Source organism: Acinetobacter sp. UC24323, assembly GCF_024151445.1.
GTDB lineage: Bacteria > Pseudomonadota > Gammaproteobacteria > Pseudomonadales > Moraxellaceae > Acinetobacter > Acinetobacter baumannii.
Genome location: NZ_JAHIBY010000042.1, coordinates 1 through 223, shown reverse-complemented (window position 1 = coordinate 223; position 223 = coordinate 1). Strand labels below are relative to the sequence as shown.

Annotated in this window: 1 pseudogene; it reads right to left on the bottom strand. The window is 50.2% G+C overall.

Annotated elements, in window-relative coordinates:
- Positions 1-223 (bottom strand): annotated as a pseudogene (locus KNQ97_RS19185) (hypothetical protein); the annotation flags it as partial.

Here is a 223-nt window from a genome sequence, read left to right as displayed (position 1 = left end):
TCCGGTGTAGATGGATCATTGTCATGATCGGTCTTCACAAGGCTGTCTTCTGCATTGACCGGAGTACCATTACGATCAACCGTTTCTGCCTTAACGGTCAATTCGCCATCAACAAAGCCTGCTGGCACTTCTGCCGTATAGCTGCCATCAGGATTAACTGTGGCTTTCACCTGCTGTTCCAGCGGATTACCTGCCTGGTCCTGACCTGTGATGGTTAAGGTCA